Genomic DNA, 24,782 nt, shown 5'->3' with positions numbered 1-24,782 from the left:
GGGCTTATCTCCTTTAAAGGTAATTAGTAATAATTTATCATATTAATAGAGAATTAGCACCAGTGATAATATCTCCAATTGTATTTACAAGAATATCCTTCCAGCTTTATACTTAAATTAGGTGAAAATTAACAATAATTAGATAAGGGGTTGAAAAGTGAAAAAGGTCATTTCTATTATCCTATTGATAGTCATTGTATTTGTTTTATCAGAAACAAACCCTGGTCGTTCGCAATACGTGGAATGGATTACACATGAAGCGATGGATCAATCTTCGAATATACTTGAAAAAGGAATTCTTTCATTAGCTGGGGAAAAGGTCTTCGATATGGGAACAACAGAAAAAGATTACTTCATTTTTTCAGTCTATAAAACCGATTTTTCCGAGATAGGCTTGGGGCAGGTCACCAGCATCGGTATCTTTAATAAATTTATTCCTATTTCTAAAAATGAAAAATAAGAAGACCAGAGCGGGTCTTTTTATTTTTTATTAATTTTCTCTATTATAATAGTAGAAACTCATAAGGGAGACAAAAACAGTGAGCCAGCAGGAAAAAACATTGGAACACCAAGGATTGAGTGAGTTCTATGAGAAAAAACCTAAAGAAGATGTAATTGACATTTTTAAAACTGTGTTGGAATCTAACCAAAATGACCTTAAGGATGAAGAGCTTGCCTTTATTCTGAACACCCTGGAACATTATCGAGATCAACCAGATTTTCGTAAATTATGGAAAATAATGGAGAATAATTTTCATACATATAAACAAATAGTCGAGTTTATTAATCAGCATCAAGACTATACAAATCTTATAAAAATATATCTGGATGAAAAATTCAACCTTATCACTGTCGTAGAAATTTTGGCACAAATTGATAATCTACTTGAAACTTCACCCTTTATAATTAAGAATCGTTATTTTCAGAAGCTTGCCATCCAAAAGACCGCATCTGCCGTTGGCGATTCCTATGATTTATTTATAGCAGCAAGTATGGTAAAAGTATTTCAGGTGACAAACCCTGATGTTGATTTTTCAAAAATAAAAGAAAAGATGATGGTTTACACTGAAATTGCCTTATTAGATAAGCTTAAATTACGGAATGTAACTCTCAAGGATATTGATACATATGCACACATTTCAACAGGTAACCTTATCAAAGAGGAACTAAAGGATAATAAAATTATCAGCAAATACAAAATTTTAAAGGTCCTTCACGAACTTTTTTACACACCTGTCGTTTCTGTTGGAGTGATTCTCCAAAAGTTATCACCATCTAATCAAGAAGAACTTCGAGAGGTTTTAAAAAATGTATTGCGCAGTAATATTTCTGAGGACTTTTTCCAGCATATACTCGCGGCATTTGTTGATGAGAAAGGCAGTTATCATTTCCCACAACTTTTTGCGTATTTAAGTAAAAATGCTGATGAGAGGCTGATGTTATCGTTTATTAAATGGACTGCGAATAACCTCCAACTTGATCATCATTACCATCGAGCACTAAAGGCTTATTTGAAATCTCATCCAAGATCGGTTTGGAAAAATAAAACTGCTAGAAAAGAGCTGGGTATGATTGCAACAAGCAGCTTCAGAAAGTTAGTAAAAGAAGTTGAGAGTGAAAGTGCAAATCGAGTTTTAAAGTATTCTAAGAAGTATGGTATTCAATTAATCAGCATACTGCTTATTACTCTTGCCGTTGGAAGCGGGTTATATTTTGGTTATGACCTCCTGACAGACAAAAGAGATAAAGAATCTGTTTCGAAACCGAATAAAGCTGTAGCATCTGAGCCAGATAAAAATCTTAATCTTGATCCATTTACAGAGTGGATTAGTGAAGAGCCCTTTGTTTTCAATGTAAATGGACAACAGCAGAAATTAACCTTTGGGCAGGCAAATCCAACGGGAGGTAAGAGCCTAGTATTGACGGACAGCCAAAATATCAAAACTCCCTATGAATTAGTGATTGATTCAGAGGTTTCACCGTTTGATGAAAAGGGTGTATTAAAAGACAGTTTTTCTCTTTATCATACAGAATACGATTTCGATGATAATGGGATTTCCAGAGTTGTGATTATGGCGCTCAGTCAAACATATGAATCGTTTATCTGGGTCTACAGTCCGATTTCCGATAATGGAAGTGTGAGTCTGCGTGCAGATTTGTCACTAAAAGGGATGTCTGATGCGAAATTAGTGGATAATACATTAAAGCTGCTTGGGGAGCAAGGTCAGTCAGAAACATATGTTTATTTGAATCAGCAATTTGTAAAACAATAAAGAAATATCATATGCAGAAATACTATTTTAGGCACGCTAGTCCTCCTTTACGGAGTGACTGGCGTTTTTTTTAGGCATATAAGTTCTACTGCGGTCGATCTCGAAAAAGTTCACTAACTCTTTTGCATGAACTGAAGGTCATCCAAATGCAGCAGAACTTAGAAGAAATGGTGACAACAAGCGGTGACATGCCTCATTGTTTTTTTAAAGTACACATATATTTCACATTTTGTACTTGTATTCGACAAAATCCAGCAATATTATTGATATTGTGGAAATATTTACCCTTTACTAAATCTTCATTTTTATTAGATTAATATTCTGGCATAGGCAGGTACACATAATGGTATTTGATGGCATACTTATTTCGTTTATTGTAGGAATACTCAGAAAAGGAAACTTAAGGGCTTTCTCTCAGTTAAATCTTAAGTGGGGTTGGGTATTCCCTCTGTTGTTGGTCGTTCAACTAGCTGTTTTTATGCTTCAAAACGATAGTGAATTTTTAGGACAACTTAGTGGGTCTATTTATATTGTTGTCTATATCATCGGTTTGATTTTTTTATTTCTAAATCGTAAGAATCCAGGTTTTATCCTCATTTTCATTGGTGTCTTTCTAAATTTTATTGTGATGGTTCTCAATGGTGGCAGGATGCCTGTTTCGGTCGAGGCTGCAGCAGTTTTAGATCCTGGTTACATCCAGGCTTTAAAAGAAAGCCTGTATGCCAAGCATGCAATGTTAACGTCTACTACACATCTTGGATTTTTGGGTGATGTGATTCCAATAAGTGACCCATACCCACGTACTCAAATTATTAGTATTGGCGATATCATTATGAATATTGGAATCTTCTTTTTTATCCAATATTTAATGGTTAATCACCCTTTAGCAAAACAAGGCAATGCAGCTTCCCTTTCATTGAAGGGAGGTGAAGAAAGATGAAAAAAGACCAAAAACAAGGCCTTAAATTAACTGGTATTTTATACAATGCGATCATTATTGGATCTGTTATTGTTGCTTTAACATCTGGATTTAGATTAATATAATCCTTAAGTTTTGTTAAAAGAGGGGAAGTGATTCTTCACTTTCTCCAATCTTATTATGAGAGTGATGGACAATAATGCAGTTTTTAAAAACAACCACTAATAAATACCTTTTTCTAGTCTCGGTGTTGGGCTTCATCGCCTTTATCACAATTTATGATTTTAAAATCTATTCAATTTCCGAGTGGTCTATCACTATTGCACTGGCAGGAGCCATATTACTTCTAAATCATCATCCTATAGTCCTTCCCCCAAAGGGTAACTCACTTTCTATGGATTCTTCTATATTCCTTGCTAGTCTTTTTTTATTTGGACTGGATTTAACTTTAGCGGTATTGCTAATTAATTCGATTTTATTTGCCTTCACACAACGAAAAATTGTTTGGTGGAAACATATATTTAATTTTTCCAGCTATGTACTAATGATCGTTGGTTCATTTTATACATTCACTTTAACTGGTGGTTCCATCGGCAGCATTCATATCAATAACTCGGTTCCTTATTTAATTTCCTTTAGCTCTTACTTTGCCATGAATGTTATTTTTGTTGGCGCATTCTTTATACTGGCAGCTGCTGAAAGCTTTGAAAGTGTTTTTAGAGAACTTATTAAGGAGGCAATTTCCCCATATTTGAGTACACTCATGCTTTCGTTAGTTCTGGCAATTTTAATGAGTTCGGACAGTTTTTTTGGCCTTTTTCTATTTACCTGTATTGCCTTTTTGCTTTCTTTAGCGTTTAAGCAGCACTTTCATTTATTTAAAGAGATTTCTGAGAAAGCAAACAAAGACTTTTTAACCGGACTTAATAATCATGGATATTTTAAAGAAATCTTAGAGAAAGAAGTTACAGCGGCAAAGGAAAACGATCAGCCGTTATGTGTAGCCCTTCTTGATATCGATGATTTTAAAAAATATAACGATTTATATGGACATATCGAAGGAGATCATCTACTTCAGGTTTTCGGATCACTTATTAAAACTGCAGCTGAACTGGAAAACTTCATAGTGGCACGCTATGGAGGTGAAGAATTTTCCATCATAATGCCTAATACTACTTGTCAGAAAGCTATTTCTTTTATGAATGAGTTGCGGAAGAAAACAAATGACACCTACTATAAAGGTGTGGAACGTCTCCCTTATGGCTGCTTATCCTTTTCAGCTGGAATTGCAGAATGTGAAAAAGCAACCTATAACATTTCTGAACTTCTAAACAAGGCAGATCAAGCGATGTACGCTGCCAAAGATCAAGGGAAAAATCTTGTTCAAATTTATAATCAGTATTCCGAATATTCAGCCCAACGGTCCCTTTCCTTAGAAAAGGAATTGGAGGAAGCAGAACAGCAATTACGGATCTTTCTTTCAAAGGATGTTTATACATACCGGCATAGTAAACGTGTATATCAATATGCGATTGATTTTTCAAGGCTGCTATCCTTAAGTGTTTACGAACGAAAGACCTTAATTCTGGGGGCATTAATCCACGACATTGGAAAAATTGAAATCCCTCGGGATATCTTAAATAAAAAGGGAAAACTCGAGCCTCATGAATGGGAAATGATGAAAAAGCATGTAACCTGGGGAAAGGAAATCATTTCAACCAATAAAAAATTAGAAGATTTGATTCCATTGGTTGAACTTCATCATGAACGGTATGACGGCAACGGTTATCCATATGGACTAAAAGGAAAGTCAATTCCAAAACTGGCACGAATCCTTTGCATTATCGACTCTTTTGATGCAATGACCACCGAACGCCCATATCAAAAAACAAAAACATTTGAGGAAGCAATCTTAGAACTAAGGACCTGCTCTGGAAAACAATTCGACCCTCAATTCGTCGAACCGTTTATTTCCATGATTAAACAGCTTGATGATACAAGGGAATTAGTTGAAAGCGAGTCTTTAGTTGTGAATAAATAAAGATATTCTGTTATATTACATGTTATTAAAAGACCCCAAACTAAAAATTTGAGGTCTTTTTTGTTAACACCTTTTAATTGTCAGCTTGGTGACCGGCACGCTATCTATCGTTATTCTTTTCTGCTTCATTGTTTTCAATTATTTGTTTTATCTCGCCTGTGTCACCTTTGGCATTGATGATTTCGAAGATTTGGTTGAGCCCTTCGCTTGTTTGATCTTTTTCTTTTTCCATTGTTTCCTCCATTGGTAAGGTTATTTTTAATATCCCCCAATTATTTCAAGGTATGAACAATATTAAAAAAATGGAGAAGGTTATCCACAATAATGAGTATTTTTATTCCAGTTAGGTTTCATTATCCACAAAAGAAAAAAAGTTATCCACTAAGTCAACATATTTATTCACAGCTGTTGATTATTTATCCACATTCCCCATTAACATATCCACAATTAAACCACAAAATAAAAAAGTCCGGGGCAACCCAGACTTTTTCTATATTCTAGCACCTAATTCTAATGCTTTACTATTATGGTACAAAGATTTCACCTTTAGTTCACACTTAAGTTCATCACATAAGCAATCATACTGCATCATTTCAATGTGTCGGTACTGAAATAAATGATAATAGTATTTCCCTTTTAAAAACATATTTTTTAGCAACACAAAAAAACCTCCTCAATTTATTTACATAAATCGCAGAGCATCGTGTTCGGTAACTGGCTGGCATCGTTCTAAAAAACATTAGCCCCTTTAGTTTTGCGTCACCATTTTTCAATAGTTTTGCCGTTTCGTACGATTTATGTGTTTAATAGAACTATATGATACAACCAGTTAATTATAAAGAGGCTTAGGTCCTGCTTTGCTTCTATATCCCGAATTTACTATAGGCTTCTCAGCCTATTTATTCAAATTTACATTGATGGATAGCGAAAGATGTAACATAATGTACTTTATTGCCGTCTAATCTTGTTAGAATTAATTCTATATTTAATATGTAAGGGTGTTTTATTGTGAATAAATATTTTTCAATAATCGGTGGAATTGTTATAACCACTGTACTATTATCTGGCTGTTCGGAAAAAATACTGAATGCCAAAGCCAATCCTCAGCAGTCTGAGGTACTGCCAGATCCTGATAATAACAACTCAAATCCAACTGATCAAAAGCAGAATAATGTCGAACATACTGAACAATCTGAGCCACCATTAACTGAAGAAAACGCAAAGCCACAAGAACAAGAGAGTTCGGCCTCTCCCGAAAGTATACAAGTTGTTTTTAATCCAGAAAGTATACCGGTGCTAGTTAATAAACAGAATAAACTGCCTGACAATTATAATCCTACTGATCTCATTTTTACTGATATTCCTTTTGTTTCTGGTGTGACAAACGAAAAACGAAAAATGAGAAAGGAAGCGGCTGTGGCGGTAAATCAACTATTTGCTGGTGCTAAAGCAGAAGGCATATCCCTATTAGGGGTTTCAGCTTACCGATCTCATGCAACGCAAACGACATTGTTTAACTACTATGTAAACCGTGATGGATATGAAAAGGCGAGAACGTATAGTGCATTACCTGGCACGAGTGAACATGAGACGGGTCTTTCTATTGATGTTACAGGCGGAAATGGAAAGTGTGCCGCTGAAGATTGTTTTGGAGGTACTAAACAGGCAGTTTGGCTTGAGCAGCACGCAGCTGAATACGGGTTTATTATTAGATATCCACAGGGAAAAGAAAGTATTACAGGATACCAATACGAACCTTGGCACCTTCGCTATGTTGGGAAGGAAATTGCACTTGAGATTATGAAAAAAGGTATTACGCTTGAAGAATACACTAGTGAAGTATAGTAAAAAGCGTCAAGCTCCGTTAGAGGAACTTGACGCTTTCCTTATTTACCTTTGATTTCTAAGAGTTTTAGTCTTAAATCATTTTCCATATTTGCAAGTTCCTGCTCAGCCAAACGGCGTTTGTGGCGCCCTTCTTCTTGAATGCGCATCGTTTCTTCAAGTGTGGTGATTAAGTTTTCCTGAGTCTTTTTAAGAGTCTCGATATCAACGAGTCCTCTCTCATTTTCTTTTGCTGTTTCAATCGTATTGGTTTTTAGCATTTCTGCATTTTTTAATAACAACTCATTGGTGGTCTGTGATACCTTTTTCTGTGCTTCGACTGCATGGCGCTGACGAATGAGCGTTAGTGCAATAGCTACTTGGTTTTTCCAAAGCGGAATAGCCGTCATGATGGACGATTGTATTTTTTCCACAAGTGCCTGGTTCGTGTTTTGAATGAGACGGATTTGTGGAGCACTTTGAATCGTAATTTCACGACTTAATTTCAAATCGTATAAGCGTTTGTCCAAACGGTCTGCAAACTGAATCATATCGTTTACTTCTTGGACCTTCATTTGGTCATTCGTTGCTGCGGCGGCACGTTTCATTTCCGGAATTGTTTTTTGGTGCAATTCTTCTAGCTTAATTTCCCCTGCCGCAATATAAACATTTAAAGCATGGAAATATTCTTTATTTGTTTCATAGAGCTGTTCCAATAGTTTTATATCCGATAACAGCACATTCTTGCTGCGGTCAAGTTTTACACTTATCCGGTCAATTTGTGCACCTGTCTTTTGGTATTTTGACAACACTTCTTGAAGTGAGTTTGAAATTTTTCCAAACATACGTCCGAAAAAGGATGGCTTCCCATCCTTCAGTTCATCCGGATTCACCTCATCCAGTCGCTTCATTAAATCGCTAATGATTTCGCCAACCTCGCCGATATCCTTTTTCTGTACATGTTCAAGCATAGTGTGAGAAAAACTTAAGAGCTTCCCTTGTGCTTGGGTACCGTAGGTAATCATCGCCTGGTGATTTCTTGGGTCAATTTGTTCAGCAAGCTGATAGGCTTTTGCCCGGTTTTCCTCAGGAATGACATCAATCAGCTTTGTAGGCTTGGCTTCCTGAAGCTGTGGTGCAGGCTGTGCTTGCGATTGTGGTGCAAGCTCGTTGTCACCAAAAGGGTTGGCTAGGATATCATCTAATAAATTTCCAGTTTTATTCAACTGCGGTGAGTTATTTTCGCTCATTTTAGCCGCCTGCTTTCGTCTATGGTTTTAGTATTATTAAGTTTTTTTATGGAATGTTTTGCAACATCAATTTCAAAATTCAAGGAATCTAAGTCGTCTGAAACAACATGATAAAGGTCCTCTTCCAAGGCCATTGTTAAGTCTGTTAGGGTTTGACGAGTCTCATATAAAGAAACATCAATTTCATGACTTTTCTTAGGCTGCTGTGATAAAAAGCTGTATTTTTCTGTTAGCTCAACAACAGAATCGAGATGGGAAAAATAAAACTTCTCCGCTTTATAAAAGCGCTTCGGTTCTGTATGGGTCATGCTTTGAATTTTCTTTGTAATCCGGAGAACATCAATTCTCTGCTTTATTGTCGGAAGGTCCCGAATGGAAAATAATGATTTGTTTAGCTTGTTTATTTTTTGTTTCGCTTCATCTAAATTCTTCTTTATATAACGATATTCTTTTCTAGTGAGCTGATGTTTTTTCAAAAATTTGGATGTCATGATCCCGGATGTTATCTTAGAAACAACAACCGCGCCGGCTAAAGAAATGGCGGATGAAATCAAAAATGTGAAATCGAACGCAAAATAACTTAAAAACCATACCGTAACCGCAGATGGAACAGTCACAACAAATTGAACTAGAAATGATAAAAATCGGTTCATCTTAATCGACTCCTGACTAAAAAATCCTTTATATTCATACGAATCAACAACAAAAATGTTTCACCAAATACAAAATACAAAAAAAGGAAAGATCCCTCTCATTACTTCAACAATACACCATAAAACTCCTGCTTTCCATAGACTACAAACGTAAACAAGACTAAGACCTGAGACGTATTTTTTTGTGAATATGGTGACAGGCACCACCCGTGGACAGTGTCCACCCCAGGCGGACAGTTAACCATCTCTTTCTTGTTGTTTAGTGTTTTCTAGGCTTTAGTCCAAGAGGTTTACCCAGTTAATCATAGGATATGAAGGTACTACATTAAAATCTTAAATAAATAGATAGAGGAGCGCGATGAAACGAATGTATCAACCATTTGGAATGCCCGTTAATTATCGATTTGGACATCAAGGAGGACAGCATGGTGGCGGTCACCATGGCGGTGGTCACCATGGCGGCAGTCATCATGGCGGTGGTCACCATGGCGGCGGATTTAATTTAGGGAATGTTGGAGCTGGATTGCTCGGACTTGGATTAGGATATTTAGGATCGAGTCTTGGTGGTGGATATGGTCCTGGTTACGGTGGTTATGGTCCAGGATATGGAGCTGGATATGGCTATCCTGGTGGCTATTCTGGATTTGGACCAGGTTATGGCATGTACGGATCTGGTTATGGTCCGGGAATGGGTGGATATGGCGCGGGATATGGCGGCGGAATCGGTCCAGGGTATTAATCTTTTTTTAAACTAAGCGTGAAGTTCTTGAGGAAAATTCAAGGATCTCATGCTTTTTTATATTTTTTGATTATTTTTACTGTTTTTTTGTTTCGGACGGTGTAAAATGTTTCTCAAAGGAAACATTCCTGTATTCGCGCATATATAATATTATTCAAAACATTCAAATATAAAATACATCATTAATAAATAAAGGGAGAAGAGACTATGACGGAGAATCTGCTATTAGCATTTGGGCTGACATTATTTGCTGGCCTTGCAACAGGCATAGGAAGTCTGCTCGCATTTTTCACTTCACATACCAATACAAAGTTTCTATCGGTTACCCTCGGGTTTTCAGCCGGTGTGATGATTTATGTGTCGATGGTTGAAATTTTTGTAAAAGCAAAGGTAGCTCTTGTTGACTCATTGGGTGTTGTTCCAGGGAACTGGTTAACGGTTGGAGGTTTTTTCGGAGGCATGCTTCTGATTGCCGCAATTGATAAATTTATACCGAAACAATCCAATCCGCACGAATTGAAAACAGTTGAAGATATGAATCAGCCAGGTACTAATGATGGAAAGAAGCCTGATCTTTTAAAAATGGGGACATTTACTGCGCTTGCCATCGGAATTCACAATTTTCCAGAAGGAATCGCAACCTTCACTTCTGCTTTACAGGATCCTGCACTTGGTATTGCCATCGCTGTCGCGATAGCGATCCATAACATCCCAGAGGGCATTGCTGTTTCAGTACCCGTTTACTTTGCGACTGGTGATAAGAAAAAAGCTTTTAAACTATCATTCTTGTCTGGCTTATCTGAACCAATTGGTGCACTTGTTGCGTATCTATTTTTAATGCCCTTTTTAAATGATATTATGTTCGGAATTATCTTTGCAGCCGTTGCAGGGATCATGGTGTTTATCTCCCTTGATGAATTATTACCTGCCGCCAAAAGATATGACGAAACCCACCTATCAATCTACGGTCTTATTGCTGGAATGGCCGTTATGGCAATAAGCCTTTTACTTTTCATCTAATCACACATTGAAATGGAATAGTTTGGAGCCAGCAGAAATGCTGGCTTTTTGCTATTTGGGAATCCTCTAACTGTCCACCAGAGAGTTGATAGTGTCCACCCTGGGTGGAAAGTGTCCACGGGTGGTGACAGGCACCAAAATTGAGCAATGATGATTTATTTTTAAGTACAAAGTTTCAATATTTGAGTAAGGGCATATATTAGATGGAATTTCCAAAATTCATGGAAGCGGGTGAATTTAATGATGAAGAGGGCTCTTTTTACAATTCCTCTTTGTTTGATACTTATCGGGGTGATTGTTACTTCTTTTGTTCTAATGGGTATTAAACCAAGCTCTTCGAATATTTCTCAGGCTCAGAAGCTAGCGGAATACACGAAGCCAGCGGTTGTTAGGATTCTTGGCTACTCTGTTGTTGGCTGGCAGTTTAACAATCCAAATGACCCTGAAGTCGATGCAATACTAAGTCAGTTAAACTACCAATCTGTTGTGGGTGGATCTGGGTCAGGGGCGATTATTAGTTCAGACGGTTATGTGGTTACCAATGCCCATGTTGTAGAAGCTGCCCAAATGGAAGATGAGGATATAGCCAATGCTGCATTTGACCAACTTGTTACCATTATCGCGGATTATTTTCAGGTAGATTATGATACAGCGTACGAATATATGCTGACTTATACGCAATACACTGGGATCCAAAAGGTAATTAAGGTTATTTTACCAGGTGGAGAAACTCTTGATGGTGAAGTGAAAAGCTATGGTGCTCCTGTCAATGAAGGGAAAGATGTAGCGGTACTTAAGATTGAAGGAAAAAACCTTCCTACATTAAAGCTTGGGAATTCCGAGACAATTCAAAACCAGGATAATATTTGGGTAAGCGGCTACCCGGCAGCAGCTGATTCTGATTTGTTATCACCTGATTCCTCACTTGTATCGTCTATGAATGCCGGTCAAATTTCTGCTACAGATAAGAAAACGGAGCAAGGAAGCCCGGTTATACAAATTAATGCCGCAGCCACACATGGTAATAGCGGTGGACCTGTAATCAATGAAAAAGGAGAAATCATTGGATTACTGACCTTTAGAGGCGATACCGTAAATGGTCAAGAGGTTCAAGGTTTTAACTTCTCGGTTCCTGTGAATACCGTTAAGGAATTCACAAACCAAGCGGGAGCAAAGAATTCTTCTAGCAGCACAGATAAACTTTACAAGGAAGGGCTTGAGCTTTATTGGGGCGGTTATTACAATAATGCTCTTGAAAAATTTGAAGCAGTTCAGAGACTGTATCCGAACCATTCCGAAATCAAAAAATTTATCACCAATTCGGAGCAAAGAGCTGGAGACAGTAAAACATTGTGGACAGAATATAAAACCATTTTCTATATCGTTGATGGCGTTGCAGCATTACTGATCATACTTCTTTTGATATTTACCTTTGTCAGAAAACGGAAACCAGTAACTGCACCTGCAGCAGCGGGTCTACCGCAGGCACCACCAGCACCGCCAACTATACCAGAAAACACCATCCCAGACTTAAACGGCGATGGAAAAATCGACGTCCAGGACATCATACTAGCACTCCAAGAACAACAAAAGAAACAACAGAAAAAAGACGACGAATAGGTGACTGCTACAGAGTATGCATAAATGGATGAATAAATGAAGGAAAATGTATAAATGGTGACAGGCACCCCTCAGGTATAAAAAGCTATAGGAGATAATATCTATTTATAAATGCTATTTTTGAGGGGGAATGTCTTCTGAGAGGGATTTTACGATTTATTGGTTTCCTCATTTTCATATTTGGAGTTTATCTGATTTTTGCTGAGCAAGTATTTTTTGGGGTACTTTCCATTATATTAGCCTTTTTGATTTTTCCTAATCGAAGTAATAGCAAATCTCATCACTCTAGCTATGACAACGATTATAGCACCGATCATGCCTACAGCTCAGACGGTGATTCTGGGGGTGGCGACTCCGGCGGTAGCGGAGATTAATAAATAAACATCCTCAATCACGAGGATGTTTATTTATTAACGTAATTAGATTTTACAAAGTATATGTGAATAATCAAGGAATTCTATTATAATGGTAATAAATTCATTTTTTCCAAATGAGTTCCAAGAACCCACAAAGGTTGTGTTACACATGCTATGGTTGTATTTTATTATTTCCTATTTTATTGGAAGTATTATGTTTGGCTTTCTTATCACGAAAATCTTCTATCGTAACGATATTCGGGTTCAAGGAAGCGGCAATGTCGGTGCAAGAAATGCCGGCCGCCTTCATGGCAAAACAGCCTTTGTACTCATTTTTCTTGGGGATGCACTAAAAGGGATCCTGGTTATTTTAGCGGCACGCTACCTGCATTTCTCGGAATCTATTCAACTTCTAGGGTTAGCATTAGCCATTTTCGGTCACATCAAGCCCATCACTCTGAAATTTAAGGGTGGAAAAGGGATTTCAACCTTCATAGGCGGGATCATCACCTTTGAACCAATCCTTGTTCCTGTAATTATCCTAGGATTCGGGGTGCTCTACCCTTTTATGAAAAGCTTTACATTAGCAGGATTAGGGGCATTTCTATTTATCCCAGTGGTACTCTTTTTAAAAAATAATGAATGGCTAAGTTGCATTATAGCATTAGGTATCATCGCAATGCTTTACGCAGCACATGCAGAAAATCTCAAGGAAAGGCTGAAACCTAATGAGTAAGCACGAGTTCTTTTTCAAAATTGCAACAACGGCTGATGAATTCGAACAAATTCATCGCTTAAACTATCAAACTTTTTCAGAGGAAATCCCGCAGCATGAAAAGAATGAGGAACAAAAATTAGTTGATCCTTTCCATGCTGAAAATACATATATCATTTGTATAAAAGAAAATGAAGTGATAGGGATGACAGCGATTCGTGATAACCGGCCATTTTCACTTGATCGAAAAATCGGCCCTGTCGAACAATCACTCTCTTTCCCAGTCAACGCACCATGTGAGGTTAGACTACTGTCCGTTAAAAAAGAATATCGAAATGGCCGTGTCTTTTTAGGACTCGCACAGTTTTTAATAAAATATTGCTTGAAAAAAGGATACGATATTGCTTTCATTTCTGGAACAGTCCGCCAATTAAAGCTCTATGGTCAGTTAGGATTCCAGCCTTTTGCTCATTTAACCGGCACAGATGAAGCACGCTTTCAACCAATGTACTTGACGAAAACGACCTTTGACGAGTCAATTGCGGGCAGAATTCTCCCACCGGCGATTCCCTTTTTGCCGGGACCTGTTCAAATTTCAGAAAAGGTCATGAATGCCTTAGGCAAATCACCGATTTCTCACCGTTCCGATCAATATAAAGAAAAAATAGCTAAAGCCAAGGATATTCTCACTAAATTAGTAAACAGCAAATATGTTCATATTTTCCTAGGGTCTGGCACACTGGCCAATGATGTGGTGGCAGGACAGCTTTCGTTAGAGACTGGCCGTGGACTTATTTTAGCAAATGGAGAATTTGGCATTCGTTTGGTAGAACAAGCGAATCGATTGGGTCTCCAATTTGATGTACTTCAAAAAGACTGGGGACATGCCTTCACCCGAGATGAAATTATTTCTAATATCTCAAGTAAAACCGGCTGGATTTGGGTCGTTCACAGTGAAACTTCGTCTGGTATGCTCAATGATCTAAGTTTGCTGAAGGAAATATCGGAACAGCACAAACTCAAGCTTTGCCTTGATTGCATCAGTTCATTAGGTGCGATTGAAGTCGATTTAGAGGGTGTGTATTTAGCGACGGGTGTAAGCGGAAAAGCCATTCGTGCTCTAACTGGTCTTTCATTCGTTTTCCACCACCACGAGGTAAAGCCGTCATTAACACTGACAAAATATCTTGATTTAGGAACATACATGGCTAAGGACAGCATTCCTTTTTCTCAGTCATCTAACCTTTTGGAGGCCCTTCTAGCAGCATTAGAAGAGATAAATAGAGAAACGTTTGAAAAAGTGGTGGAGACACATTCTTTCTTAAAAAATCAGCTGAAACAATTTGGTTTTACCATTATCAGTGAAGAGAACAGTTCCCCCATCATTCTCACGATTGAAATACCAAGGTCCCTTTCTTCTGTTGTAATTGGAGATATCCTCTTCAATCATGGCTACCAGCTCCACTACGAAAGTGACTATCTACAGAAAAGAAACTGGATTCAGATTGCATGCATCGACCACTACGATAAAGCCGACCTAGAAAAAATGGCCAATCTTTTAAATAGAGTAATAACCTATGAACAAACTGCCATCCAACAAGCGCTAGTGAATGGTAAATAGGATTGAATTAAGTCACTGCTAGAAGAGCCTGAGCAGTGACTTTTTTGTGTATCAACTGTCCGCCTGAGGTGGACAGTGTCCACGGGCGGTGCCTGTCACCAATGTCATCATTGTTGATGGTACCACTATTGATGTCACCACCTTTGTTGTCATTTTCAACGAAGCTTCACTGCTTCCAAAATGCTTTGGTCGGTTATGGTGGTGTTCCCTTCTAGGTCTGAAATGGTTCGAGCTAAGCGGATGATTTTTATTTGGGTGCGGTTGCTCCAGTTCTTTTTAACCGAAAGCCGTTGAATTATTTTCTGCTGTTCTTGTGTTAACGGGCTTGTTTTTTGCAGAATATCATAGCTGACTCTACTATTGCATATTTCTTTTCCATAACGTTCATATTGCCGATTTCTAGCAGCCTCCACCCTACTTTTAAAAACGAATGACGTTACCTCTTCTTTTGAGGTATCTCTATTAAGAGTAACAGGTTTTATTGTGAGACGGATATCAAATCGATCTCGCAGCGGACCTGAAATTTTATTTTGATAGTTTTTGGCCTGCCTTTGTGTGCAGGTGCAATAATGTGTATTCGAACCTGCATAGCCACATGGACATGGATTCATGGCAGCAAGTAAGATAAATGATGCAGGGTAGGTAAGAATCGCATGTGTACGGCTTATCGTAATTTTGCCACTCTCAAACGGCTGACGAAGCATATCAAGGGTCTTTTTCGGAAATTCAGCAATTTCATCAAGGAATAGTACTCCTCGATGAGCTAAGGAAATCTCACCCGGCTTTGGATAGGTCCCACCGCCAATGATAGAGATACCAGATGCAGAGTGATGAGGATTTCGGAATGGAGGGATATTGGTGTTAGGATAGTGGGTTCCACTTAATTGGTGGAGGGCGATTATTTCGAGTCGTGCTTCTTTTGACAATGGAGGTAGAATCGATGGAAAGCTCTCAGCAAGCATACTTTTTCCACATCCAGGCGGCCCTGTCATCAAGACATGGTGTTCCCCGGCAGCCGCCACCTCCAATGCCCTTTTCGTATCCTGATGACCAATGACCTGCTGAAAATCTATGTAGTTACTGTGTTGTGAATCAAGTTCGTCTTTTTTGGGAGTAAAAAGTGCGCCCCCTCTTCCCTCTAAATTCTCAATCACTTCTCTTAAACTAGAAGTATAAATAATTTCAAGTCCTTCAATCTCGAGAACAGGCTGCTTTTCGTCATACGGCATATAAAGCCTTTTAATGCCTAGCTTTTTAGCAGATAAAACGGCTGGGAGCATACCTTCTACTGGCACAATCGCTCCGTCCAACGACAGTGCTCCAATAAATCCATAGTTGTCAGGAATCGAAATCACCAGTTCATCCAGACTCAATAGCACCCCAATCGCCATAGGCAGATCAAACATTGGACCACTTTTCTTCTGTTCAGAGGGTGAAAGGTTTATGATAATTTTTTGACCATTTATTGTATATCCTAATGATCGAAGAGCAGCGCTAATGCGTTCCTTCGACTCCTTAACCGCCGCATCAGGGAGCCCCACAATTCGAATTGAGTCATTCCCCACAAACGTTTTTACTTCCACATTTAAACGATAACCTTCCATACCTTTTAATCCAATACTCGTTACTTTTGCACACATGGATTTTCCTCTTTCCTTGGAATCATCAGAACCTTACCATTATCGAGTAAAAACAGATCCATTAGCGGAGCTTTTATATATTCCTCATAATGCTTGGCAGCGGGATCGGGAAAATAAGAAAGCAGATGTTTTGTATCGACAAGTTGGGTGACTTCCCCATTAACATAAGCGTGGTAACTACTCCATGAATAGTCCTCTAGTTCATCCACTAGCCCTGCTTTCAGTGGATTCAGGTGGATATACTTGCTCACATCGAATTCGTAATCAAGTGAACCTAATAACTCAGCACCATAACGTTTTTCAAATACATGACCGCTATAGTCGTATTTTTTATTGAAGTATTTTGCGTATTTGGTGTTGAGATGACTCATGAGAATGGTTGGAGAAGTGTCTAAAGTTTGAATCTGGAGGTGTGTATGATTGGTCATTAAGCAGAAGGTATGAAGGGTAAAGGGGAAGCGAACCATTGTTTCCTTTAAAAAACTAAGATATTTCATGCGGTCCTCATCATCATAAAAAAGTGTAGATTTCCGGTTTCCTCTATTTGTAATATGATATTTTGCACCAGGAAACCAAGCACGGCGTTTTCGCCCCATAGCAGTCACTCCTATTCAATTGGAATTTGGCAGATAAAAGTTGGTGAAGCTGAAAAGCGAAGGAAACAGAATACATTAAGTTATACTATTTCGACAACATCCACCAAGATCCCTCTTAATTTGCATAAGAAAAATCAATCATTTCTAATTAAATGGAATTAATTATATAATTAACATGCAAGGAGGGGAAAAAAATGTATTTAGGAAAATTTGAACATGGCAAAGTAATTCGGAGATTACGAATGGAAAGGCAGCTTTCAATTGAAGATCTTGCTGAACTTATTGGTGAAGACCCCAAATTTATTCGCGAACTAGAAGCAGAGATGTATCCAGATTTAGAACTTGGACCCTTTTTTTACCTCGCTAAGGCATTTAAAATGAGACCTCACGAGCTAACTACAGAAATTGAAAAGGATAATATAGATTTTTTAAATAGAGTATGGACATATCGGGGCAGCAAAAACAAAGTAATGACTCAGAGAGATAAACAAAGAAGAAAGGTTTTCCAAAAGGAAATAACGCATAATTTCAAAAATAAACATACAAAACATCCATTTAAGAAGAAAATTGCCAATAAAAAGCCCAGTGTTTCTACGAGGAAAACTAGTTATTTTTATGATGATTCTGAATATGATAATTAAAATTAAATAATAATCTACATCTATATTTCTAAAATCACCTCAGATTTCCAACTGTCCACTCCTCACGGACAAATGGTGCTATTTGTCCACGAGCGGTGACAGGCACCATAAAAAAGGAGGTTTTAATTTGAAAAAATTATTGATTGTATTGTCTACGTGCATGTTATTGCTATTGGGAGGTTGTTCGTTCCTTAATGATGCACAGGATACGATAAGTTATATTAATGAAGCAACAGACTATTTAACCGCAGCGACTGATTTTGCCAGTGATGCCCCTGCTCTTGCACAGCAGGCTATAAGTGATCTCCAAGCAGCGGAGGATCTTCAAAATATGCTTCAACAAATGCAGCAAACAGCGGAAGCTTTTAATGAACTGCAAGCACCGGATATTGCAGCTGAGCTTCACCAGCAAATTATTGAACAAAACAGTGCTATCGTCAGTGAAATTGAAACCTTCATGAGTAGTTTCCAAGATGGACTGCTTGATCCTGCTATTCTCGAAAATACAGAGTTATTTCAGACCGTTCAAGATGTGACCAGTATTATTGATCAGATTCAGCAGCTTGGTGAATAATTCTTCTCCACTACTCGAAAAAGTAGAAAAACAGGCTGACTCATTCAGCCTGTTTTTCTAGCTTTATCGCAATGCTTCAAGCGGATATTGAAAAATAATAAAACAAAGCGCTCGCAGCACGGAGTCGCTTTGTTTTTTCTATTCATATCGGAGTGCTTGGATGGGATCAAGCTTAGATGCCTTATTCGCTGGAAATACACCGAATACCACTCCAACTAATAAAGAGAATAAAAATGATAACAGCATGACAGGTACAGAATAGGCAATGGTTGTTCCTGTCGTTAACGTAAATATTTGGGCGCCTATTACGCCAATTCCAACTCCTATTATTCCTCCAAGTGAACTTAATACCATCGATTCAATGAGGAATTGAAGAAGGATATTTCCTCGTTTTGCTCCAATTGCTTTTCTAATACCAATTTCTTTGGTACGTTCTGAAACTGAAACGAGCATAATGTTCATAATACCGATACCGCCAACAATAAGAGAAATAGCAGCACTTCCGCCTAGCATTAATGTCATTGTTTCATTGACAGATGTAGCAGTTTCCATTAAATCCTCTTGACTGGATACACTATAACTATCAGCATCACCCACAATGGTGTACATGGTTTGTTCGATACGACGTGATGTGAAATTAATCATATCTTCATTTTCTACCATAACATATACTGACCCAATTTCAGTCGTAGAGGATAAGCGTTGTCCTGTGCTAAGGGGCACAATAATCGTACTGTCTCCGCTTGTTCCTAATGAACTTCCGACAGATTCAAGAACCCCAACAACTTTATATGACGTTCCGTTCACCTTAACAGATTCTCCAACCGGATCACCGAACCCAAATAATGTTTGTGCAGTGTCTGAACCAAGCACCGCTATTTTTGAATGATTATCATTATCCAAGTCTGCGATGAAACGTCCTGATTGCAACTGTAAATCACGAACATCTATATAAGAAGAAGTTGTTCCTATCATTGACACTTGTGCGTTCGTCTGTCCATTTTTTACGGTTACCCTTCCAGAAATAGTTGGAGCGATTGCTTCTACACCATTAACATCCTGAATTTGATTTGCATCCTCTTCTTTAAAAGTAACATCTGAACCAGTAACACTGACCGTTAATACGTTTGTACCCAGACTGCCAATTTGATCTTGCACTTCTTTCGTTGACCCTTGTCCAATCGCAACCATGACAATAACAGAGGATACACCGATAATAATACCTAGCATCGTCAGGAATGCTCTTACTTTATTTCCTTTAATGCTTTTCAGTGCCATTCTGATTGTCTGCAAACCATTCACCCCCATTCTCAAATAATTGACCGTCGTGTATACGAACGACACGATTTGCTCGTTTTGCTACTTCTAAGTCATGTGTAATGAGAATAATGGTATGGCCCTGCTCATTTAACAAACTCATAGTCTCCAAAATTTCCTTACTTGTTTTACTATCTAGTGCACCAGTCGGTTCATCTGCTAGTAAAATGGGGGGATGTCCAGCCAGCGCGCGCGCAATTGCGACACGTTGCTGCTGGCCCCCTGATAATTGAGTGGGTAAATGATTCGCTCTATCTACCAATCCTACCTTTTTCAAAGCCTCTAACGCAATTTCTCTCCGTTCAGCCACTTTCATTCCGCGATAAATGAGAGGAAGCTCTACATTTTCAACTGCTGTTAGCTTTGGTATGAGATTGAAGTTTTGAAAAATAAACCCAATTTTTTCATTTCGAATCGTCGCAAGTTGTGAGCTCTTCATTTTCCCTACTTCTTCATGATCTAGCATGTATTCACCTGAATCTGGTCGATCTAAGCACCCAATCATGTTCATAAATGTTGATTTTCCTGACCCCGATGGACCTATGATAGAGATAAAATCACCTTTTCGAATATCAAGGGAAATATCTTGAAGAGCCATTACCGTTTCGCCACCAAGTTCATACATTTTCTTCATGTTTTTAATTTGAATAATTGGCTCAGTCATAGTCATCATTAGTTTCCTCCTTGTCCGCCGCCTGATGGAGCCGCGCCACCTGTTGGAGCTCCAACTCCACTTCTTCCTCCGGAGCTGTCACCCCGGAAGTTGCCGCCTGGGAAGTCGCCGCCTGGCATCATCATTCCTCCTTGAGAAGAATTACCGCTAGATTGGACTCTCGGTATTTGAACAGAATCTCCTTCTGCTAACCCACTTGTAATTTCTACAAAGGTATCATTTGTTATGCCCGTTTCTACTGTTATCTTATTTGTTGATTGTGTTGAATCATCTGAAGATGTAGGAACTAATACATATTTTTCATCTCCACTTGTATACACTGCTTCTACCGGAACGTATATTGCATCCTCTTTACTCTCTATTGAAATACTTGCTTCAGTTGACATACCAATTTTCAGGCTCTTTGGATCTGTGATTTGTACGGTTACGTCAAATGTAGAAACCCCATTTGTTGATGTTCCAACCGTTGCTACTTTGGTTACGACCCCTTCGAAGGTTTCATCTTCAAATGCACTTGCTGTTATTTTTACTGCCTGTCCTACTGCTACTTTTGTAACATCTAATTCATCAACACTAATGGTTGTTTGCAAAGTGCTGTAATTTGTTATGTGCGCAACTGTCGCTGAACTTTGCACAGAATCACCGCTTGCAACAGAAAGACTTATAATTGTTCCTGCAACTGGAGCCTGTAAGATACTTCCATCTGTAAAAGTTATAAGTGTTGCACCTGCTTCTACAACATCTCCTTCTTTTACACTGACAGTATCCGCTGTTAAGCTGCTTCCGCCAGTACTTCCTCCGCTCGAGCTATCTGTACTTACACTACTGTCCCCTCTTGTTACAGGTGATATGACTTCATCTTCATCTTCCATACGAAGAAGGATTGTTCCTTGTGAAGCTCCGCTGCCGCTACTCACACTAACGGATGATATTTCTCCATCATATGGAGCTGTAACAACATCACCATTATTAAACGTTACAAGTGTGTCACCATTATCTACTGAATCTCCAGCTGCTACACTAACGCTATCTACAACAAGAATTGTATTTGCTGCTGTTACATCTTGATCTGTAATTGCTGTAACTGAACCCGAACCACTAACGGCTACCTCTAATTTTCCTTTTTGTGCTGTTGTTGTTTGTGCTGCCTCAACACTTTGAGTTTGATCTGTATTACCTAATAAAAACCAGGCACTCGCTCCACATATTACAACAATAATTACCGAAATAATAATCCACTTTTTCAAATTTCTCTTCCTCTCTATTATTGAATTTGATCCGATTGAGTTTGTCCAGACTGATTCTGAGCCAGCTGTAGTTGGTTGAATGTACCTTTTATTCTGACGCGTCTTTCCACAATGCCTATCATAGGTCGCCAATGTGTCAGGAATATGTCGGTCTTATTTTTTTAATATTTGGTTGTTTGGTTAATAGAATGTTCCTAGTCTATTCATAATTTGTTCATAATTCCCCCTTATTCTTTAATAGAATAGTGCCTTTTCCCCCTTCCAAACCAAATAGGAGGTATTCCAAATGATAAAAATATTAAACCTTAGCATGGTTGGGATCGTGGTAATTACAGGCTTTTTCCTTTATACAAACAATAAGGAAACAATCACCTCGGAGGTAGATGTTAATACAGGTGTAGTAGAAGAAAAGATTCTATCAGAACAAACCAGTGTTTCAGAGGATCATAAAATCGCAGATGAAATGCAGCTGGATGTACCCTTGCTTAATCAAATGGATTCGCCACGGCTCTATAATGGATGCGAAGTAACCAGTCTAGCGATGATTCTCAATTATAAAGGGATTTCGGTAACAAAAAATGAACTAGCAGAGGAGATTACTAGAGTTCCATTACAATATAGTAATGGTGAGAATGGGAATCCAAACACGGGGTTTGTGGGCAATATGGAGGATGGACCAGGTTTAGGCGTTTACCATGAACCTATTTTTGAATTAGCACAAAAATATCTGAATGCAGCCGACTTAACAAATTCGTCGTTCGACCAATTAATAGAAGAATTAGCAAACGGAAATCCCGTTTGGGTGATCACAACCTCGACCTTTGCACCTATTTCTGAATTTGAAACATGGCAGACACCAGAAGGAACCGTAGACATTACCTATAACATGCACAGCGTCGTGATCACCGGTTATGATTCTACGAATATTTACATTAACAATCCTTATGGAACGAAGAACCAAAAAGTTGACCGTAAAAACTTTATCCAGGCGTGGGAACAAATGGGGAAACAAGCTGTAGTTCTCTATTAAAATGTAGGCCAAAATGGGTGCCTGTCACCTCTCGTGGACACTTTCCACCTAGGGTGGACACTTTGTGTACCCTACTAGAATATTATAAAGTGAGGAGTTTTTTTATTTATTGGGGGTAGATAGATGTCTTTCTTTGGTTTATTCGGTGGTAAGTGTGGGTTTTGTAAACGGCGTGGCAGACCTTTAAGGAAGTATTTTGATGATCGTGGGAAAGTGATTAGGGTTTGTGTAGCTTGTTATGAGTATGCTGAACGTCGAGCTTTTAGAGTAATAAATAGATTCATTGCCCTACTCTCTATTAAAAAAAGATAATCAATATCACTTTGGGTGAAATTAATCAGCTTTTTATTTTCTTATGCTTGTTTACGTCTTCTTACAAAAAATAAAACCAAAAATATTTGAATGTCCCCTCTTGAATTTTAACATCGGTATGAAGTTATTCAGTTAGCGCTTGTATTATTAGTTCTTCCGTTGCTAACCTGCATGTTCAAGCTAAACTCATGGGAATGATTATCAAAATTGGTTCCATTATCGTCGCTGCACTAGGTGTCTTCTGGCTCATCGAAAGGATATTCTCATAGGACTCACATAAAAAGACTACTACCCTTCTACACTAAAGTGGAATTAGGCAGTAGTCTCTTTACGTATATTTAAATTTAAATTCCTAAGATGTGGTTTATCCTACTTTAGTCACTTTAAAAACATCTATCATCCTGTTAAAATGTTGAATTTCCTCAATTCGTTTAGGTAATGGAGGATGGGTAGAAAGTACTTGACTAAGCCAGATGAAAAAACCTGATTCTGATTTAGCTGTTTGTATGTATTCAATAATGTCTATATCAACAAAAAGCCTTTTTCCTACTGCTAAAATGGCCAGTGCATTTACGGCAAAGGCAGAATTATTAATATAGGAAGCTGCCATTCGATCACAGGTATACTCACAAGCTCGAGAATAAGCGTTTCCAAGAAAAGGAATCCACAATGCGGGAAGAATCAATATTTGCTTCGTAACATGCTTCCTTTTTATATGAGAAAGTTCATGAGCAATAATAAAATCCAGTTCTTCCTTATGGCCTTCTTTCGAAAGTTCCACAACATCAGAGTAGAGGACAATAAAATTTCTTCCTAAAAAGTGAGTAGCAAAGGCATTTAACGTTCCACCTGATTCAACAATGAAGATATCAGGAACATCACTAACGCCCATTTGAAGGGCAATATTTCTCGCTCTCTCAAATATCTCAGGAAATTGTCTTTCAGTTAATTTAACCCCATTATTTCGAATATGCCCGACAGATATTCCCTGTACAAAGATGGTAATAATAAAACCTATAATAATATAAAAAATTCCAATAATTGAAAGTATAAGTCCTAAATAAGTTATTATACTGATGACTAAGCACAGCGTATAATAGGCCTTTTCATTATCATGTACCAGTCGTTCTTCCATTTGAACCTCCGTTTTACTTAGAAATGATTATGCTTCACGGGTTCTTGCATTTTTCATCAACTTAAGTTCACTGATAATTTGACTCTCAACTTCCGTATTTTTCTTGTTTAACATCCCACTAATTAAAAACAGGTCAATCAGCGACCAAATACCAAGCCCGCCAAGCGTTAGTGTCATAGCAATTGCACTACCTGTTCTTCCAAGATAATAGCGGTGTCCTCCTAATCCCCCTAAGAAGAACCAGAGTAGCCATGTTGTTGTAGTAGATTTCTTTCTACGGTCCATCTCCGATGCTAAAAGCTGAAGTTCCTGTGAGCTTAAATCTTGCTTGGCATAAATGTTTTGCATTATAAATTCCTCCTATTATTGTAAAAGATTACAAAAATATTATAAATTACCCAGTACATTTTTACTATAAAAATTAAAAAAAATGTAAAAAATTCAATTAATTTGTAACTTTTTAGTTCAATTTCCAAAATAAAGAGAATTGCTAATCTAGATTACTCTTGCTATAACCTTGCTGGACCTCCTAAGCTGTCATATGATAGTAATCATATAAAAATATACAGTCATGTATAAATGGTGC

23 protein-coding genes and 1 riboswitch are annotated in these 24,782 nt (G+C 38.0%); of the genes, 13 read left to right on the top strand and 10 right to left on the bottom strand.

All coding sequences use genetic code 11. The annotated features are described in order from the left end of the window. Window positions 1-157: 157 nt before the first annotated feature. The 4 genes from ABC255_RS04505 to ABC255_RS04490 all read left to right on the top strand — a co-directional run bounded on the left by ABC255_RS04505 (window position 158) and on the right by ABC255_RS04490 (window position 5,233). A complete protein-coding gene (locus tag ABC255_RS04505) occupies window positions 158-460 on the top strand; it encodes a DUF4359 domain-containing protein (protein WP_179595155.1) in 303 nt (100 codons plus the stop codon). Between the two features lie 79 nt (window positions 461-539). Next, the gene (locus ABC255_RS04500; protein ID WP_412991638.1) at window positions 540-2,273 is read left to right on the top strand and encodes a hypothetical protein; all 1,734 of its coding nucleotides are present in this window, start codon (window positions 540-542) and stop codon (window positions 2,271-2,273) included. A 343-nt stretch (window positions 2,274-2,616) separates the two neighbouring features. Then, window positions 2,617-3,213 (top strand): DUF5317 domain-containing protein, encoded by a 597-nt coding sequence (locus tag ABC255_RS04495; protein WP_412991636.1) that lies wholly within the window; start codon window positions 2,617-2,619, stop codon window positions 3,211-3,213. Between the two features lie 178 nt (window positions 3,214-3,391). Further along, window positions 3,392-5,233, top strand: a complete 1,842-nt coding sequence (locus ABC255_RS04490; protein WP_412991635.1) for a bifunctional diguanylate cyclase/phosphohydrolase — start codon at window positions 3,392-3,394, stop codon at window positions 5,231-5,233. A gap of 100 nt (window positions 5,234-5,333) precedes the next feature. Here the strand turns inward: ABC255_RS04490 and ABC255_RS04485 are convergent, their stop codons facing one another. Continuing rightward, entirely contained in the window at window positions 5,334-5,477 is a 144-nt protein-coding gene (locus ABC255_RS04485) for a hypothetical protein (RefSeq protein ID WP_412998652.1), read from the bottom strand. Window positions 5,478-5,939: 462 nt separating this feature from the next. Beyond that, a riboswitch (cyclic di-GMP riboswitch) is annotated at window positions 5,940-6,026 on the bottom strand. A 215-nt stretch (window positions 6,027-6,241) separates the two neighbouring features. On the opposite strand from ABC255_RS04485, the gene ABC255_RS04480 reads away from it, so the two are divergent. Continuing rightward, a complete protein-coding gene (locus ABC255_RS04480) occupies window positions 6,242-7,078 on the top strand; it encodes a M15 family metallopeptidase (RefSeq protein ID WP_412991634.1) in 837 nt (278 codons plus the stop codon). A 41-nt stretch (window positions 7,079-7,119) separates the two neighbouring features. Here ABC255_RS04480 and ABC255_RS04475 read toward each other — a convergent pair whose 3' ends face one another. Together ABC255_RS04475 and ABC255_RS04470 are read right to left on the bottom strand one after the other, a co-directional pair. Next, a complete protein-coding gene (locus ABC255_RS04475; RefSeq protein WP_412991633.1) occupies window positions 7,120-8,307 on the bottom strand; it encodes a toxic anion resistance protein in 1,188 nt (395 codons plus the stop codon). Next, window positions 8,304-8,960 carry a 5-bromo-4-chloroindolyl phosphate hydrolysis family protein gene (locus ABC255_RS04470; RefSeq protein ID WP_412991632.1) on the bottom strand — a complete coding sequence of 219 codons (657 nt, stop codon included), beginning with the start codon at window positions 8,958-8,960 and terminating at the stop codon, window positions 8,304-8,306. The genes ABC255_RS04475 and ABC255_RS04470 overlap by 4 nt, the downstream gene beginning before the upstream one ends. Window positions 8,961-9,318: 358 nt before the next feature. Between ABC255_RS04470 and ABC255_RS04465 the strand changes: the two genes are divergently transcribed. The 5 genes from ABC255_RS04465 (at window position 9,319) to ABC255_RS04445 (ending at window position 15,031) form a co-directional block, all read left to right on the top strand. After that, window positions 9,319-9,699, top strand: a complete 381-nt coding sequence (locus ABC255_RS04465; RefSeq protein ID WP_412991631.1) for a hypothetical protein — start codon at window positions 9,319-9,321, stop codon at window positions 9,697-9,699. A gap of 207 nt (window positions 9,700-9,906) precedes the next feature. After that, complete coding sequence (gene zupT / locus ABC255_RS04460) at window positions 9,907-10,719, top strand: zinc transporter ZupT (RefSeq protein WP_412991630.1); 813 nt, start codon at window positions 9,907-9,909, stop codon at window positions 10,717-10,719. A 240-nt stretch (window positions 10,720-10,959) separates the two neighbouring features. Beyond that, a complete protein-coding gene (locus tag ABC255_RS04455) occupies window positions 10,960-12,339 on the top strand; it encodes a S1C family serine protease (RefSeq protein WP_412991628.1) in 1,380 nt (459 codons plus the stop codon). 525 nt (window positions 12,340-12,864) lie between these two features. After that, window positions 12,865-13,431 (top strand): glycerol-3-phosphate acyltransferase, encoded by a 567-nt coding sequence (locus ABC255_RS04450; protein ID WP_412991627.1) that lies wholly within the window; start codon window positions 12,865-12,867, stop codon window positions 13,429-13,431. Then, window positions 13,424-15,031 carry an aminotransferase class V-fold PLP-dependent enzyme gene (locus ABC255_RS04445; protein WP_412991626.1) on the top strand — a complete coding sequence of 536 codons (1,608 nt, stop codon included), beginning with the start codon at window positions 13,424-13,426 and terminating at the stop codon, window positions 15,029-15,031. The genes ABC255_RS04450 and ABC255_RS04445 overlap by 8 nt, the downstream gene beginning before the upstream one ends. 155 nt (window positions 15,032-15,186) lie before the next feature. Here the strand turns inward: ABC255_RS04445 and ABC255_RS04440 are convergent, their stop codons facing one another. Together ABC255_RS04440 and ABC255_RS04435 are read right to left on the bottom strand one after the other, a co-directional pair. Then, window positions 15,187-16,671 carry a YifB family Mg chelatase-like AAA ATPase gene (locus ABC255_RS04440; protein ID WP_412991625.1) on the bottom strand — a complete coding sequence of 495 codons (1,485 nt, stop codon included), beginning with the start codon at window positions 16,669-16,671 and terminating at the stop codon, window positions 15,187-15,189. Continuing rightward, window positions 16,656-17,267 (bottom strand): transposase, encoded by a 612-nt coding sequence (locus tag ABC255_RS04435; protein WP_412991624.1) that lies wholly within the window; start codon window positions 17,265-17,267, stop codon window positions 16,656-16,658. The genes ABC255_RS04440 and ABC255_RS04435 overlap by 16 nt, the downstream gene beginning before the upstream one ends. 194 nt (window positions 17,268-17,461) lie before the next feature. Here ABC255_RS04435 and ABC255_RS04430 point away from each other — a divergent pair, with 194 nt between their 5' ends. Both ABC255_RS04430 and ABC255_RS04425 read left to right on the top strand, forming a co-directional pair. After that, window positions 17,462-17,908, top strand: a complete 447-nt coding sequence (locus ABC255_RS04430; RefSeq protein WP_412991622.1) for a helix-turn-helix domain-containing protein — start codon at window positions 17,462-17,464, stop codon at window positions 17,906-17,908. 127 nt (window positions 17,909-18,035) lie between these two features. After that, window positions 18,036-18,482: a DUF6376 family protein gene (locus ABC255_RS04425; protein WP_412991621.1), complete on the top strand. Its 447-nt coding sequence runs from the start codon at window positions 18,036-18,038 to the stop codon at window positions 18,480-18,482. A 138-nt stretch (window positions 18,483-18,620) separates the two neighbouring features. Here ABC255_RS04425 and ABC255_RS04420 read toward each other — a convergent pair whose 3' ends face one another. From ABC255_RS04420 to ABC255_RS04410, 3 genes are read right to left on the bottom strand one after another with little or no spacing between them, the layout of a single operon-like run. Beyond that, window positions 18,621-19,760, bottom strand: coding sequence for an ABC transporter permease (locus ABC255_RS04420; RefSeq protein WP_412998482.1), 1,140 nt, complete (start codon window positions 19,758-19,760; stop codon window positions 18,621-18,623). Next, window positions 19,741-20,463: an ABC transporter ATP-binding protein gene (locus ABC255_RS04415; RefSeq protein WP_412998481.1), complete on the bottom strand. Its 723-nt coding sequence runs from the start codon at window positions 20,461-20,463 to the stop codon at window positions 19,741-19,743. Before ABC255_RS04415 ends, ABC255_RS04420 begins: the two co-directional genes overlap by 20 nt. An 8-nt stretch (window positions 20,464-20,471) precedes the next feature. Next, entirely contained in the window at window positions 20,472-21,719 is a 1,248-nt protein-coding gene (locus tag ABC255_RS04410; protein ID WP_412991619.1) for an efflux RND transporter periplasmic adaptor subunit, read from the bottom strand. Between the two features lie 286 nt (window positions 21,720-22,005). Between ABC255_RS04410 and ABC255_RS04405 the strand changes: the two genes are divergently transcribed. Further along, a complete protein-coding gene (locus ABC255_RS04405) occupies window positions 22,006-22,749 on the top strand; it encodes a C39 family peptidase (protein WP_412991618.1) in 744 nt (247 codons plus the stop codon). A gap of 676 nt (window positions 22,750-23,425) precedes the next feature. On the opposite strand, the gene ABC255_RS04400 is transcribed toward ABC255_RS04405, so the two are convergent. After that, window positions 23,426-24,196, bottom strand: coding sequence for a M48 family metallopeptidase (locus ABC255_RS04400; protein ID WP_412991617.1), 771 nt, complete (start codon window positions 24,194-24,196; stop codon window positions 23,426-23,428). A gap of 27 nt (window positions 24,197-24,223) precedes the next feature. Then, complete coding sequence (locus tag ABC255_RS04395) at window positions 24,224-24,544, bottom strand: TM2 domain-containing protein (protein WP_412991615.1); 321 nt, start codon at window positions 24,542-24,544, stop codon at window positions 24,224-24,226. Window positions 24,545-24,782 lie beyond the last annotated feature (238 nt).

The organism is Neobacillus canaveralius, from assembly GCF_047237705.1.
GTDB lineage: Bacteria > Bacillota > Bacilli > Bacillales > Cytobacillaceae > Neobacillus > Neobacillus niacini_K.
The sequence above is the reverse complement of the archived record's forward strand: the minus strand, read 5'-3'. Positions and strand labels throughout refer to the sequence as shown.

Excerpts from the sequence above, each read along its gene's own strand:
- ABC255_RS04495 (WP_412991636.1), top strand. The coding sequence starts at position 2,617 with ATGGTATTTGATGGCATACTTATTTCGTTTATTGTAGGAATACTCAGA.
- ABC255_RS04490 (WP_412991635.1), top strand. The coding sequence starts at position 3,392 with ATGCAGTTTTTAAAAACAACCACTAATAAATACCTTTTTCTAGTCTCG.
- ABC255_RS04485 (WP_412998652.1), bottom strand. The coding sequence starts at position 5,477 with ATGGAGGAAACAATGGAAAAAGAAAAAGATCAAACAAGCGAAGGGCTC.
- ABC255_RS04475 (WP_412991633.1), bottom strand. The coding sequence starts at position 8,307 with ATGAGCGAAAATAACTCACCGCAGTTGAATAAAACTGGAAATTTATTA.
- ABC255_RS04470 (WP_412991632.1), bottom strand. The coding sequence starts at position 8,960 with ATGAACCGATTTTTATCATTTCTAGTTCAATTTGTTGTGACTGTTCCA.
- ABC255_RS04465 (WP_412991631.1), top strand. The coding sequence starts at position 9,319 with ATGAAACGAATGTATCAACCATTTGGAATGCCCGTTAATTATCGATTT.
- zupT (WP_412991630.1), top strand. The coding sequence starts at position 9,907 with ATGACGGAGAATCTGCTATTAGCATTTGGGCTGACATTATTTGCTGGC.
- ABC255_RS04455 (WP_412991628.1), top strand. The coding sequence starts at position 10,960 with ATGATGAAGAGGGCTCTTTTTACAATTCCTCTTTGTTTGATACTTATC.
- ABC255_RS04450 (WP_412991627.1), top strand. The coding sequence starts at position 12,865 with ATGCTATGGTTGTATTTTATTATTTCCTATTTTATTGGAAGTATTATG.
- ABC255_RS04445 (WP_412991626.1), top strand. The coding sequence starts at position 13,424 with ATGAGTAAGCACGAGTTCTTTTTCAAAATTGCAACAACGGCTGATGAA.
- ABC255_RS04440 (WP_412991625.1), bottom strand. The coding sequence starts at position 16,671 with ATGTGTGCAAAAGTAACGAGTATTGGATTAAAAGGTATGGAAGGTTAT.
- ABC255_RS04435 (WP_412991624.1), bottom strand. The coding sequence starts at position 17,267 with ATGGGGCGAAAACGCCGTGCTTGGTTTCCTGGTGCAAAATATCATATT.
- ABC255_RS04430 (WP_412991622.1), top strand. The coding sequence starts at position 17,462 with ATGTATTTAGGAAAATTTGAACATGGCAAAGTAATTCGGAGATTACGA.
- ABC255_RS04420 (WP_412998482.1), bottom strand. The coding sequence starts at position 19,760 with ATGGCACTGAAAAGCATTAAAGGAAATAAAGTAAGAGCATTCCTGACG.
- ABC255_RS04415 (WP_412998481.1), bottom strand. The coding sequence starts at position 20,463 with ATGACTGAGCCAATTATTCAAATTAAAAACATGAAGAAAATGTATGAA.
- ABC255_RS04405 (WP_412991618.1), top strand. The coding sequence starts at position 22,006 with ATGATAAAAATATTAAACCTTAGCATGGTTGGGATCGTGGTAATTACA.
- ABC255_RS04400 (WP_412991617.1), bottom strand. The coding sequence starts at position 24,196 with ATGGAAGAACGACTGGTACATGATAATGAAAAGGCCTATTATACGCTG.
- ABC255_RS04395 (WP_412991615.1), bottom strand. The coding sequence starts at position 24,544 with ATGCAAAACATTTATGCCAAGCAAGATTTAAGCTCACAGGAACTTCAG.